Origin of the sequence: Plantactinospora sp. WMMC1484, from assembly GCF_049315195.1 — a bacterium.
Lineage (GTDB): Bacteria > Actinomycetota > Actinomycetes > Mycobacteriales > Micromonosporaceae > Plantactinospora.
Map to the genome: position 1 here is coordinate 7,741,212 of NZ_CP186055.1, position 14,098 is coordinate 7,755,309.

General features: G+C 71.3%; 8 protein-coding genes. 7 read left to right on the plus strand and 1 reads right to left on the minus strand.

The features are described from left to right. Positions 1-7: 7 nt before the first annotated feature. The 6 genes from ACN28C_RS33110 to ACN28C_RS33135 all read left to right on the plus strand — a co-directional run bounded on the left by ACN28C_RS33110 (position 8) and on the right by ACN28C_RS33135 (position 6,284). Complete coding sequence (locus ACN28C_RS33110; RefSeq protein ID WP_422771404.1) at positions 8-1,519, plus strand: ABC transporter substrate-binding protein; 1,512 nt, start codon at positions 8-10, stop codon at positions 1,517-1,519. Then, positions 1,516-2,442 (plus strand): ABC transporter permease subunit, encoded by a 927-nt coding sequence (locus ACN28C_RS33115; protein ID WP_422771405.1) that lies wholly within the window; start codon positions 1,516-1,518, stop codon positions 2,440-2,442. Before ACN28C_RS33110 ends, ACN28C_RS33115 begins: the two co-directional genes overlap by 4 nt. Next, positions 2,439-3,230 carry an ABC transporter permease gene (locus ACN28C_RS33120; RefSeq protein WP_422771406.1) on the plus strand — a complete coding sequence of 264 codons (792 nt, stop codon included), beginning with the start codon at positions 2,439-2,441 and terminating at the stop codon, positions 3,228-3,230. The genes ACN28C_RS33115 and ACN28C_RS33120 overlap by 4 nt, the downstream gene beginning before the upstream one ends. Beyond that, on the plus strand, positions 3,227-4,642 hold the full coding sequence (locus ACN28C_RS33125; RefSeq protein WP_422771407.1) for an ABC transporter ATP-binding protein: 1,416 nt from the start codon (positions 3,227-3,229) through the stop codon (positions 4,640-4,642). Before ACN28C_RS33120 ends, ACN28C_RS33125 begins: the two co-directional genes overlap by 4 nt. Continuing rightward, the gene (locus ACN28C_RS33130) at positions 4,630-5,571 is read left to right on the plus strand and encodes an NAD(P)/FAD-dependent oxidoreductase (protein ID WP_422771408.1); all 942 of its coding nucleotides are present in this window, start codon (positions 4,630-4,632) and stop codon (positions 5,569-5,571) included. The genes ACN28C_RS33125 and ACN28C_RS33130 overlap by 13 nt, the downstream gene beginning before the upstream one ends. A gap of 305 nt (positions 5,572-5,876) precedes the next feature. After that, entirely contained in the window at positions 5,877-6,284 is a 408-nt protein-coding gene (locus ACN28C_RS33135; RefSeq protein WP_422771409.1) for a Fur family transcriptional regulator, read from the plus strand. A gap of 331 nt (positions 6,285-6,615) precedes the next feature. On the opposite strand, the gene ACN28C_RS33140 is transcribed toward ACN28C_RS33135, so the two are convergent. Then, the gene (locus tag ACN28C_RS33140; RefSeq protein ID WP_422771410.1) at positions 6,616-9,927 is read right to left on the minus strand and encodes a S8 family serine peptidase; all 3,312 of its coding nucleotides are present in this window, start codon (positions 9,925-9,927) and stop codon (positions 6,616-6,618) included. A 307-nt stretch (positions 9,928-10,234) separates the two neighbouring features. On the opposite strand from ACN28C_RS33140, the gene ACN28C_RS33145 reads away from it, so the two are divergent. Beyond that, on the plus strand, positions 10,235-13,876 hold the full coding sequence (locus ACN28C_RS33145) for a choice-of-anchor M domain-containing protein (RefSeq protein ID WP_422771411.1): 3,642 nt from the start codon (positions 10,235-10,237) through the stop codon (positions 13,874-13,876). Positions 13,877-14,098: the final 222 nt, after the last annotated feature.

Consider the following 14,098-nt stretch of genomic DNA (forward strand, 5'->3'; position numbering starts at 1 on the left):
GGCCAATATGAGAAGACGCACCATCCTGACCGCGCTCACGCTGCTCGGCGGCGTATCGCTTGCCGGCTGTGGCGATACCGAGCCGGCCGCCCCGACCAGCACCGACACGCTGCGGTACGTGTCGATCGGCTCCCCCGCCACCGCGAGCAACGATCCGCACGGCGGGCTCGGCAACGAGTCCGACGCCGTACGCTTCGCACTCCTCTACGACGTGCTTACCGGGCAGGGCCCCGACGGGCGCACCCAGCCCCGGCTCGCCGAGTCGTGGCAGCCGGACGCGACGCTGACCAAATGGCGCTTCACGGTCCGGCGGAACGCGACCTTCAGCGACGGACGCCCGGTGCGCGCCGCGGACGTGCTCTACTCCCTGCGCCGCATCGAACGCAAGGCGGCGGAGAACTACGGCCGGCTGGCCGGATTCGACATGAACGCCTCCCGCGCACTGGACGAGCACACGGTGGAGATCGTCAGCCGCCAGCCGTTCGCCGAGGTGCCCCGGGCGCTGGAGTCGATGACGTTCATCGTCCCCGAGGGCAGTGACGACTTCAGCAGTCCCGTCCCGGGGTCGGGACCGTTCACCCTGGCCAGCAACGACGCCCAGACCGCAGTGCTGGAGCGGCGGGACGGCTGGTGGGGCGCCGCGCCGTCGTTGCGCCGCATCGAGGTCCGTGCCGTGGCCGATCCGCAGGCCCGCGCCCAGGCCGTGCTCTCCGGGCAGGCCGACGTCGCCGCCAGCGTCGCACCGGCCACTGCCAAGCAGGCCGAGGGCCGCGACGACGTGAGCCTGACCCGGCGCCCGGCCGTCACGATGTACCCGTTCGTCATGCGCACCGATCGCAAGCCCTTCGACGACCCTCGGGTACGCGAGGCGATCAAGCTCGCGGCCGACCGGCCGGCCCTGGTCCAGTCCGTCTTCCTCGGCTACGGCCAGCCGGCCGACGACGTGCTGGCCCCGGCGGACCCGTCGGCACCGACGGGACTGACCCCGCGTGTCCGCGACGTGGCGCGGGCGAAGCAACTGCTCGCCGAGGCCGGGCACCCGGACGGGCTGAAGCTGACGCTGCACACCACCACCTCGTACCCGGGGATGGACACCGCAGCGACGCTCTTCGCCGGGCAACTCGCCGAGGCCGGCATCACCGCCGAGGTGAAGCTGGAGCCGCCGGACACCTACTTCACCACGATCTGGGCGCAGAAGGACTTCTACACCGGATACTTCGGCGGCATCCCGTTCTTCGACGTGGCCCGGGTGGCGCTGCTCTCCGGCTCGCCGACGAACGAGACGGCGTGGAAGCGTCCCGCGTTCGACGCGGCGCTGAACGCCGCGCTCGCGCAACCGGACGAGGCCGCGCGCAACGCCGCGCTCGGCCGGCTCCAGCAGGAGGTCCGTGACGAGGGCGGGTACGTGGTCTGGGGCACCGGCGACGGCCTCGACCTGACCCGCAAGGGAGTGGAGGGACTGCCCACCGGTCCGGGATTCAGCCGACTCTTCATCGATCAGGTCCGGATCGCCGGATGATCGTCCGGGCGCTGGTCCGCGCCCCGCTGCTGCTGGTCGGCGTCTCGGTACTGGTGTTCACCACCGCCGAGGCGCTGCCCGGCGACGCCGCGCAGGCCCGCGCGGCGGGACGCGCGACCGCCGAACAGCTCGCCGGCCTCCGCACGGAGACCGGCCTGGATGAGGCGGCCTGGCAGCGGTACCTGGGCTGGGCCTGGGGATTGCTGCGCGGCGACGCCGGCGTTTCGCTGCTGTCCGGCCGGCCGGTGGCGGAGCTGATCGGGCAACGGCTGCCCGCTACCGCCGTGCTCGCCGCGGCCGCGCTGGCGGTGACCGTACCGGTGATGCTGCTGCTGGCCTGGTCGGCTGGCACGGGCTCGGCGTTCGGCCGGTGCGTCGCCGCCGTGGTGACCGCGACCGCCGCCGTGCCGCAGGTGGTGGTCGCGGCCGCGCTCACGGCGCTGCTGTCCGGGGTGCTGGGGTGGCTGCCGCCGGTGTCGCTGCTGCCGGCCGGTGGCGCCCTTCCCGCACCGGAGGTGCTGGCCCTTCCGACCGCAAGCCTGGCGCTACCGGCCGCCGCATACGGCGCCATGCTGTTGCGCGGCGTCGTCGCGGACGCGCTCACCCGGCCGCACGTCCGCGACGCCTGGCTACGCGGACTGTCCCGGCGGCGGATCGCCGTGCGGTACGTCGGCCCGTTGCTTCTCGCACCGGCGGTCCGGATCCTGTCGGTGGTCGCCGGTGGCCTGGTCGCCGCCACGGCCGTGGTGGAGACGATGTTCGGCTACGCCGGCCTGGGCGAACTACTCGTCGGCGCGGTCGCCAACCGGGACACCCCGGTGGTGCAGGCGACAGCGATGCTGGCTGCGGCGGTCGCGTTGGGCGGCCTGCTCGTCGCGGACCTGCTCGCCGCGCTCACCGACCCCCGCCGGGCCCCGTCATGAACACCCGGCACGCGGTCCCGGCGACGGTCGCCTGCGCCGTGCTCGGTGTCGCGCTGTTCGGCGGCAACCTGGCACCGCACGACCCGATCACGCCGTTGGGCGCCCCCTGGAACCCGCCGGACAGCCGGGCCCTACTGGGTACCGACGCGCTCGGCCGGGACGTGCTGTCCCGCATCCTCGCGGGCGGCCGGCACCTGACCGTCACCGCCGGTCTGGCGGCGCTGGTGGCCAGCGTCGCCGGGGTCACCGGTGGGCTGCTGGCCGGCTGGCGGGACGGTCCGGTGGCGCGGCTGCTCTCCGCGACCGCTGACCTGTTGCTGGCGATGCCGTTGCTGCTGATCGCCATGCTGATCGCCGTCGCGCTGCCCGGCACCGCCGCGGTGGTCGCCGCCACGGTCTGCGGTGGCACCCCGCTGACGCTGCGGATCGTCGCCGACGCGGTTCGGCACATCCGTTCGGCCGGCTACGTCGAGGCCGCGCTCGGCCGAGGCGAGTCCGGTCCGGCGATCCTGCGGCACGAGGTGCTGCCCGCCCTGGCCGGCCTGGTCGGCGAGGACCTCGGGGCCAGGTTCGTCGTGGCGCTGCAGCTCGCGGCCGCGCTGAGCCTGCTGGGTTTCGGCCTGGCTCCCCCGGCTCCCGACTGGGCCGCGATGATCCGCGAGAACCTGGCCGGTGCCGGACTCAACCCCGCCGCGCTCGTCGCTCCGGCCGTCGCGCTGGCGCTGCTGTGCCTGGCCGTGGCGACGGCTGGCCACGCCGCCGTGGGCCACTCCCGGCGGCCGCGATGAGCACCGCTGGCCACGGCCTGGAAATCAGCGGCCTGCGGGTGGTCGACGCTGGTGGCCGTACCCTGGGCAGCGCTCTTGATCTTATGGTTGTACCGGGCGAGGTCGTGGCGCTGACCGGTGCCTCCGGAGCCGGAAAGACGGTCCTGCTGAGCGGTCTGCTCGACGCGCTGCACCCGCCGTTGCGCCGTGCCTCGGGCACGGTCCGGTGGCGAAACCGGATCATCCCGCCGGGCCGGGAGGCGCGCCGGTGGCGCCGGTCGGAGGTGGGCATCGTCGGCCAGGACCCGCAGCAGACGCTGCACCCGCTGTTGAGCGCCGTCAGCGCCGTGACGGAGGCGGGAGTGCGCGATGCGGAGGCCGCTGCGGCGCTGACGCGCACGGGCCTGCAACCCGCGCTGCATTGCCGCCGTGTTCATCAGTTGTCCGGCGGCCAAGCGCAGCGTGTCGCGATCGCTCGCGCGATCGCCGCCGAGCCGCCCCTGCTGATCCTCGACGAGCCCACCAGCGCGCTGGACGCGACGGCGCTCGGCCTGGTGGCGGAGGTCGTCCGCGCCCGCCGCGGTGATCCGCGCCGGATGACGCTCGTGGTATCGCACGACGCGGACTTCGTTGCCGCCGTCGCCGACCGCACCGTGCGGATCGGCGCGGCGGCGCCACCGACAACGGCGGTCCGGCCGGTCCGGCTTGCGCCGACCGGTCCGGCGGTGTTGAGCGTGGACGGGCTGTCGGTGGCGCAGCCACCCGGCGGCCCCGTGCTGCTCCGCGAGGTCGGCCTGCGAATGGACGCCGGTGAGTTCGTCGCCGTGCTCGGCCCTTCCGGATCCGGCAAGAGCACCCTGTTACGCGCCCTGGCCGGTCTCCATCCGGTCGCGGCCGGAGACGCGTGGGTATCCGGGACGGCGCTGCCGTGGCCGGTCCGGGACCGCCCCAGCGAATTGCTGCGGGCCGTGCAGTTCGTCGGTCAGCATCCCGCGGACGCGCTGAACCCGGCGCACACGGTGGGTACCGCAGTGGCCCGGCCGCTACGGACCCTGGGAAACGGACGACAGGCGGAGCGCGCGGCCGCGGCCCGGGGGCTGCTCACCCGGGTCGGCCTGGATCCGGCGCTGGCCGCCCGCCGGCCCACCGGCCTGTCGGGCGGGCAGCGCCAGCGTGTCGCGCTCGCCCGAGCCCTGGCACCCAACCCTCGACTACTGCTCGCCGACGAGATCACCGCCGCTCTCGACCCGGCCTCGGCCACCGGCGTGCTGGAACTGCTGGACGACCTGCGCCGCGACGGCCTCGCCGTACTCGCCGCCACCCACGACCGCACAGTCGCCGACCGGGCCAACCGGATCCTGTCGATCCACGACCACCGCCTCGTGCCACGCACCGCACTGACAACCGATCATCACTCGCGATGGGAACACTGACCGTGTACGACGTCATCATCATCGGCGGCGGAGCCGCCGGGCTCAGCGCCGCGCAGGTCCTCGGCCGCCAGCAGCGCCGCACACTACTCGTCGACGGCGGCCCGCCCCGCAACAACCGAGCCGACGGCATCCACATGTACCTCAGCCGGGACGGATTCCCGCCGCTGGAGCTACTGAGCACCGGCCACGGCGAGCTGAACGCCTACCCGGCCGTCGACACCGTGCACGCCCGGGCGACAGCCGCCACCGGCAAGATCGACGACTTCACCGTCAGCCTGGACGACGGAACGGAGCGCCGGGCCCGCCGTCTGCTGCTGGCCACCGGACAGGTCGACCGACCGTGGACCCTGCCAGGGCTGGCGGAACGCTTCGGCCACAGCGTCATGCACTGCCCGTTCTGCCACGGCTGGGAGGCACGCGGCAAGAGCATCGTGGTCTTCGGCCGCGAACCGGCCGAGGTCATGCTCGCGGCCTACCTCGCCGACCGGTACAGCGACGACGTCGTCGTGGCGACGAACGGACCGCACACCCTACCCGAGCCGATCCTGGCCAACCTGCGCGCGCTGAACATCCGCGTGGTCGAGGAAACGGTCACCGAACTCGACGGCGAACTCGACGACCTGACCGTTCACTTCGCCGACGGCGAACGCCTGGCGCGTCAGGTCGCCTTCCACCGCGCACCGGTCGAGCTACAGACCGCACTGGCCACACAGCTCGGCGTGGAGCTGCTGCCGGACGGCTACGTACGCGTCAACGAGTTCGCCCAGACCACCGTGCCCGGAGTCGCCGCCGCAGGTGACGTAGCTCGGCTTGCCGCGCTGCCGGACGGCCTCACCCTGGTGAGCCAAGCCGCGGCCGACGGCGTACGCGCGGCCGTCTGGCTGGAGCAAGGGATGTTCCGGGCGGATCTACCGGTAACCATGGGCTGACTCCCTAAACAGTGAAGCCGAGGAGCAGCGGCGTTCGCTGTTCACACAGCGCCGCGAGCAGAAGACGGAACAGCGCTCCTGCGGCGACCGAACCCAAGGACGGAGGGAACAGCGAAGCACGCAATGAACAGGTTCGAGAAGCCGTTCGCCGGCTACAGCTAGGTCTGGCCCGTTTCGCGGCTGGCGGGCCGCCGACTCTCCGGACGACGCATAATGGATGCGCCAGCCATCCGGCGTCGTCGACGTGGCGCCAAGCGGCCAAGGTTGGCGGTGCGGCCAGTGGAGACATTCGCGGAGACGGCGGTATGGCGAACCAGACGATGCCAAACGTGACCCGGAACACCCGGCAGCGGGCCGAGGTGCTGGCCCTGCTGCGCGAGGTCGAGGACTTCCACACCGCGCAGCAGTTGCACCAGATGTTGATCACCCGGGAGGCGCGGGTCGGGCTCACCACCGTCTACCGGACACTTCAACTGCTGGTCGACGCCGGGGAGATCGACTCCACCCGACTCCCAGGTGGCGAGCAGTTGTTCCGTCGATGCAGCCAGAGCAGGCACCACCACCACCTCGTCTGCCGCAACTGCGGACGAACGGTGGAGGTGGCCGGCCCGGCGGTCGAGCGTTGGGCCGACCAGGTGGCCAGCCAGCACGGCTTCACCGACGTCGGTCACACCCTCGAAATCTTCGGCACCTGCACCACCTGCGCCCGCTGATCCCACCGCCCCTCCCAGGCTCAGCCGGTGATCGGCACGCAACGACGCTGCATGGCCGGACCCCATCACGAAGTCCGGGTCGATCTGTGCGCCGGGATCCATCCCCATGCGGCCGTTGGCCCGAACGCCGGCGTTGCGGCGGTTGAACTCGTGAACGCGCCCGTACTGGGCGGTCGCACCGACCATGTCGGTCAGCCGAACGGCAGGATCATAACCGGCAGCATGAGTCCATCCGTCAATCCCCGGCGAAGTTCCACCTCAACGCCGGCGGCCAAGCGACCGAACGGTGCGGTGGCCCGGCCGTTGCCGGCCGGGCCACCGCCGGTTGGATCTAGCGGCGCGTCACCTGGATCGGTGTGCTGACGACGGTGGTGCCGGAGACCGTGCTGGCGTCCATCTCCGTGGTGACCGCGCCGGCCCCCCGGTTGACGCCCCGCACCCGAACCTCGTAGGTCACGGTGTCACCGGGCGCCGGGTCGGTGCTGGTGACCCGCAGGTCCTCGGTCGGGAAGGCCCCGTCCGGGAGCTGATCGCCGCCGGTGCCGTTCACGTTCTCGGCGCCGATGACGGTCGGAAACCCGGAGTCGGCCGGCAACGCGGCCGGGTCGTAGGCGTACGAGATGTCCTCGACGCCGTTGATACCGATCCAGGTTTGGAAATGCCGGTTCGACGTGGTGCCGTACACATTGACCTGCCATTCGACGACGATCCAGTCGTTGACACCGTCGGTGAGCGAGGTCACGCGGATACCCTCGGCACCCGCACCGTTCAGGTCGGTCCAGAACGGCGCCAGCACGTTGTTCGGCCGGGCCGGGTTCGGGATGCCCGGTGGCTCGAACTCCACGTCCTCGGCGATGCCGCCCCCGACGACCAGGTATCCGTTGGACGTGACGCCGACCGCGGCGAACGTCTGTCCGGCGTACACGAACGGCGGGGTGTCGAAGTTGACGATCGTCTCGTCACCGACTCCGACGGGTGCCACACCGAAGCCGGCCAGCGGCAGGTAACCGGCCGGGCTGGCGCCGGGTGCGATGGACGGCACGCCCGGCTGGGCGCCCGCGAGGGTCACGTTGTTCTTCTCGACCGTACGCGGACCGGTCATCGTCGCACCGGTGGCCCCGGCGACGCGCAGCTCGTTGCTGACGGTCGTGGTCAGGTCGACCTGGGCGGCGCTGAAATCGTGGTTGGTCGCCGTCACGGTGCACGTGCTGATCCCGCCGATCGGCACCCCGGTCGGGTCACAGACGCTGGCCAGTGACACACCACCCTGCTGCGGCACGAAGGCGACCGGCAGGTGCAGCGTGGGCATCCCGGCCCGCCGCGGGACAAGCTGGATCGACCCGAACCGCTGGGTGGCCGACCCGGTCGCGGTGATGACGATCGACAGCTCGACCGTCGCGCCCGGCGCCACGGTGAACCGCTTCGGGAAGACCTCGATCGTGCTCTCGGCCGGCGACTTCGCGCTGACGTCATAGGTCTGTACACGCCCGCTGACATTCTTCGCCGTCCGGACCGTCGTCACCCGACCCGGCATCACCGGTGCGTTGACCGACGGCAGATTCAGGTGGACGGCGTTGACCGGGTCGTTGCCCAGCGCCAGCATGTTGGCCGGGGTCTCGTCGAAGGTCAGGCCCGGGTCGTCGGCGACGCGCAGGTTGACCCGCCCGCTGCCGTAGTCGAACGGGTCCGCCTTCGTGGTCAGGTCCTCCTTGACGACGTCGGTCTTCGCCGTCGTCATCATCGCGGACTTGATCTGGCCCGGTGTCCAGGTCGGGTGCAGCGCCTTGAGCAGCGCCGCGGAGCCGGCGATGTGCGGGGAGGACATGGACGTGCCGGCGATCGCCTGGAAGTACTCGCCAGGCGGGCCGCCGCCGTCGGCCGGGGACCCGGGGGTGGGCGAGGCACCCGCGAGGATCTGCACGCCCGGCGCGGTGATGTCGGGCTTGATGCCGAAGCCGCCCGGCCCGCGGGACGAGAACGCTGCCATCACGTCGCTCTGGCCGTCCTCCGGCTGACCGGCGGTGAACGTGCCCGTGACACCGGTGTGGCCGGTCATGAAGGCGACGAAGTCGGTGCCGTCGGCCAGGTGCACCGTGGGCACCCAGTGGTTGTCGGTCTCGATGTCGGCCAGCGTCGGGTTGTAGAGCACCATCCCCTCACCGCCACCCTGGCTGACGAAGTAACTCTTCTCGACGCGGGCGTTTCCGCCGCGCTGGCACGCGACGATGAGCCCGTCGAAGGTGTCGCTCGCCGGCGGCGGCGCCGCGCAGAGTGCACCGCCCGAATAACCGGGCACGTTCTGGGCGAGGACGACGGGCAGCGGCGTGGTGACACCGCGGGTGATGGACGCGCCCTCCGCGCTGAATGTGCCGCCGTCACCGGCGGTCAGTGTCAGTGTCGAGGCGAACTCGCGGGTCTGGGTGGACGCGGCCACTGTGGTGACCCAGGGCGAGACGTGGTTGGTGGTCGCCGCGCCCGGCCCGTCGTTGCCGGCCGACGCGGACACGAACACCCCGGCCGCGTACGCGTCGAGGAACGCCAGCTCGACCGGGTCGGTGAACGGGTTGTTCCCGCCCGAAATGGAGAAGTTGATGACGTTGACGCCGTCCAGGATGGCCTGGCCGACCGCTGCGGCGGAGTCGGCGTCCTGGCAGCCCTGCGGCCCGCACACCCGGTACATCGAAACCCAGGCGCCGGGCGCGATGCCGTTGACCGGGCCACGGTCCACACCGAACACCTCGGCGTGGGCCAGCACGTTGCCACCGGACGTGGACATCGTGTGGGTGCCGTGTCCGTCGTCGTCCCGGGCCGTGCCCGGGTAGCGCTCGTCGCCGAAGTTCGCGTGGTAGCTGTCGAGGAAGGCCGCGCCGCCGACGAGCTTGTTGTTGCAGACGAACGGGTCGTTCGCTGGGGTCAGCGGGTTGTCGCCGTAGCTGCACCCCCGGGCCGGTCCGGGCGGCGGTTTCAGGTTGCCCTGGTCGGCGAAGGACGGGTGTTCGGGCCACGCGCCGGTGTCCAGGACACCGATCAGGACGCCGCTGCCGGCGTCCTTCTTCCCGCCCAGCATCGGGTACAGCGACGTCGCGCCGATGAAGGCCGGGCTCGAGTCGGTCAGCGGTTGCCGCGTCTGGTCACGTTGCACGGCCACCACGCCGTCAATCTTCAGCAGGTCCGCCACCTTGTTCGCCGGCAGCCGGACCGACACACCGCCGTAGACGGTGCGGAGCCGGGTTCCGGTCTTCGCGGCCGGAACCCGACTATGCAGGGCGTCGACGAAGGCGTTCTCCTTTTCGGCCAGGTACGACTCGTACGACCGCTCGGCCGCCGATCGGGAGAGCTTGCGCCCGGTGGTGGCCGGGCTCGTCGCGGGAAGGCCGCTGATGTTGCCGGCGTACGTGGCCACGGGGTCGTAGTCGAGCTTGACCAGCACCGGCACGGTGGCGGCGTCCGTGCGGCCGAGCAGCGTCCGGTCGGTCTGGGCCAGCCGGCTCGTCGGCGCCTTGGCAACGTCGAAACGGGTGGTCTGGGTTAACGGCTCCGCGATGAACGACGGCGCGGCGCCCGCACTGGATGCGGTCACCACGAGCGTCGATGACACGAGGACAGCCGCCACTCCGGCGCGCTGCCACGCTGTGGATTTCATGCGATTCCTTCTCCTTGGGGGTTCGACCGCTCCGTAGCGTCGCGGGCCCCGTGGACCCGCAGGGTGCGTACGGCGGTACGTGGAGTTCTCGCATCGTGGCATGTCGATCACTTGAACACCAGCACATGGATGGCTCGACCTGACCGGCCGTCCGGCGCTCCCTGGGCTGGCGAGCAACGGGCGGGCGCACGGGTGACCGAGGTCCATCCGGGAGATGCGAGACGGCAGCCGTGATGATTATAGTGAAAACCGTTTTCTATTAAGCGCCGACCGCGGCCTGCCCGCCATATCGATCGAAGGACCTCCAGTGCCCCCTCATCCCGGTGCCCCGGCACCACTCCGACGTCTCGTCCTCTTCCTCGTCGCGGTCCTACTTGGCACGTTTGCCCTGTTCACGGTCGCCCCAACGGGTTCGGCCGCCGCCGCCGACGGTCCCGCGCCGAGCCCGCAGTCGCTGACCGTGATCGCCGACGTGCACACCGACGCCGTTGCCACGTTCTGGGACGACGGTCAGTTGTCGCTGGCGTCCAAGGCGGACGTCCCGGAGCTGCACACCCGTTACGAGGCTGACGACGTGTGGTTCCACGTCGATGACGACTCCAGGATCGAGAGCCTTCCGGCCGGGTACGACTTCGTGGCACCCGCCGGCTCGACGGTCTGGCTGGCGCCCGAGACCCAGCAGACCAGCCAGCTCTGGCCCGGTTTTTCCACCGAATCCGTCCCGGCCGGCACGCTGGACAACGACGACACCACGCTGACCCTGGTCGATGTCGACGGGCCCGGCGAGGTCGAGGTATGGCAGACCGGCACCTTCGGCGCGGCCCAACGACTCTGGTCCAGCGACGAGACCGGACACAAGAGCTTCACCCGCAAGCGGGTCCACATGCACGCCAACTGGGCCTTCACCGCCGCGGGCAGCTACCGGCTCACCGTCCGGGCCGACGCCGCCGTCGGTGGCACCCCGGTCAGCGACACCGCCGTCTACACGTTCGTCGTCGGTGGCCTGCCCGCGGACGTCGACACCACGGCCAGCCTGGAGGCGTCCGACACCAGCCTCACGGCCGGAGACCCGGTCGCCCTGACCGCAGCCGTGTCACCGGCCGGGGTCGCCGGTTTCGTCGAGTTCCACGACGGCAGCAACGTCCTCGGTCACACCGCGGTCGAGGACGGCCGCGCTGAGATGGAGGTGCCGGACCTCGCCGTCGGCAGTCACGACATCACGGCGGTCTTCGTGCCGGCCGTCGAGAACCTCGCCAACACCTCGACGTCGGCTCCGGTGACGATAACCGTCACCGACGAATCCGGCGTGCCGTTCGGCATCGCCGGAGTGGCAGAATCCTACGAGGTAGGCGACGTGTTGCGGGCCCGGGTTGCCGGCCACACCCTGACCGAGGGCGAGAGCTACCGGTGGTTGATCCGGCCGGTGGAAAAAACCTCCTCGTACGTCTTCAGCGGCACCGGCTCCGAGGCAGCCCAGGGGCGGCTCGAGCAACTGCTCGACGCCCGCCACGACGGTTACGAGATCCAGGCGCAGTTGCGGCAGGGAAGCACGCCGCTCTCCGAGACACCGTGGGTGCCGCTGGCGGTCGCCGACGCGGTCACACCCGTCACCACCACGTTCCCGGCCGGACCCCGCTACCTCGGTGACGACGTCGTCTTTCCGCTCCAGGGCCGCACCCTGGCCGAGGGCGAGACGGCGCGGCTCGTCTACCGCTTCAGCAGCCCCTGGTACGACGTGCCGAACAGCTCGCGGGTCGGCGACACCATCGTGGCGAGGCCACCGTACGCGACGGGGGAGGCCGAGTTCTCCGTCCAGGTCGTCCGCGACGGCGTGGTGCTGGCACAGTCGGATCCGGTGCTGGGAAGCATCTCCGAGCGTGAGGTTCTGGTCCAGGGTGTCCAGGGCGTCTATCGGGTGGGGCAGACGCTGGGCGCGACCGCGACGGTGCACCCGCCGAGCACGGAACTCACCTACCGCTGGAGCGTCCAGAACGCGGACTACTCGCTCTCCACCCTGAAGGAGGGCACGACGGAGGACGCCCTGCGCCTCGAGCTGCCGATGACGATGGACCTGCACGACCGGCGGCTGTACTTCCACGCGGTGGCCTTCCACGCCGCCGACGGTGCGACTCCCACGGAGATCTGGGCCGGCACGTGGAGCACCACGCTCAAAGTCTCCGACTCCGACCCGTCGGAGCAACTGCTCTTCTTCGAGAACCTCGGTGACCACTACCACCAGGGCAACCAGATCAACCTCAACCTGGTGGCCGACCCGCCGCTGGCCGACAACGACACGATCACCTGGGAGTGGCAGTGGCCCGGGACCGGCTGGGTTTCCCTGCCGGGCGCCAGCGGCCTGTCCCACACCCTCACCGCCGAGCAGGCCCTGGACGGGGTCGCGGTCCGCGGCACGCTGCACTTCGCCGACTCCGACGAGACCCTGGTCGCCGAGCCGGTGACCATCCACGTCGACGACCACGGCGCCGCCGCCCGGCAGCAGCCGACGGTCGGCGGAACCACCTCCTACACCGAGGGCGACACCGTCACCCTCACCCGCCTGCTGCCCGAGAACGGCCCCACCGTCCTGACCGATCACCGGTGGGAGAAGCAGGCCGCCGGCACCGAGGACTGGTCGGTCGTCGAGGGTGCGACCGGCGCGGAACTGACCTTCCCGGCGACGCTCGCCGACGACGGCGCGCAGTACCGCGTCTCGATCCTCAAGCCCGGCGGCGAGGCGGCCTACGGCCCCTCCCCGGCGGTCGAACTCCAGGTCGAACAGGGATCGACCGAACCGGCGGACGGGCTGCGCATCGACGGCCTCGCCCACCACTACCACTCGGGCAACACCATCACGCTCACCGCGGTGCCGGCGGACGACGCACCGGCGACCTACCGCTGGGCGACGAGGCGGACGGACCAGTCCAGCTTCCACGCCGTCGACGGCGAGTCCGGTCCCTCCTTCACCGCGACGGCGGAGCAGGCTCTGCACGGCACCCAGGTGAAGGTCGAGCGCATCCTGGATGGTGAGGTCGCGGCAGCCTCGGAACCGGTCACCGTGGTCGTCGACGACCACGGTGCGCCCGCGCCTCAGGTGGTGTCCATCTCCGGGCCGACGGCCTACCACGAGGGTGCCCCGGTCAGCCTGACGGCGAGTGTCGCTCCGGGGACCGTGCTGGACCACTACCAGTGGTACCTCACCCCGGCCGGCTCGGACGTACCGCAGCCGGTGGCGGGAGCGACGTCGGCGGCGTACTCCTTCACCGCGACGCCTGAGCACGACGGGGCGGCGCTCACCGTCGCGGTGACCGGTGACAACGGTCTGGCGGTGTACGGGCCGTCCCGGCCGCACGTGCTCAGCGTGGCCGCGCCCGATCCGGAACCGGCCGCCACGACGGTGACCGCCGCCGATGTCCGGCAGATCTACGGCAGGAAGGCGGAACTGACGGTGGCGGTGACGCCGAACGCCACGGGCACGGTCGAGGTGACGCTGCCGGGCACGAGCCGGAAACTGACCGGAACGCTGGCGAACGGGCAGACGAGGATCACGCTGCCCGCCAGGCTCCTGAATCCCGGCAAGCGCACCCTGACGATCAGCTACGCGGGCGTCACCGGCACGTTCCAGCCGTCCACCGGCACGGCCACGGTGACCGTGGTCAAGGCCACCCCGAAGGTGAAGGTCGAGCCCGGCACCCCCAGGGTCGAGCCCGGCGGGACGGCGACGTTCACGGTGACCGTGACCGCCGCCGGTGTGCCGCCGACCGGCGTGGTCACCGTCGCGGTGGCGGGCAAGACCAAGGCGACCGTGCTGAACAAGCAGGGGCAGGCCACGGTGAAGATCTCGCTGCCGCCGCGCACACCGGCCGGCACGAAGGCGGTTACGGTCTCCTACCTGGGCGACACGTACGTCGCCAAGGGCGAAACCGCCACCACCATCAGGGTCCTCAGTTGATCCATTCCGCGACCAGGCGGACTCGGCGGGACGCGTGCTCGCGCCCGGGGTCTGCTATCGAGGCGGAGCACACCGACTGTCGCGGGCCGATAGCCCGGCCTGGTCACCGCATCGGTCCCTCCTGGCGGCGCCGTAATTCGCCATCGCAGCAGTGCGCATCACAGCAGTGCATGCATCGCGATATCAGAATCTATCTATCGTAATGACAATCACTTGCAAAAG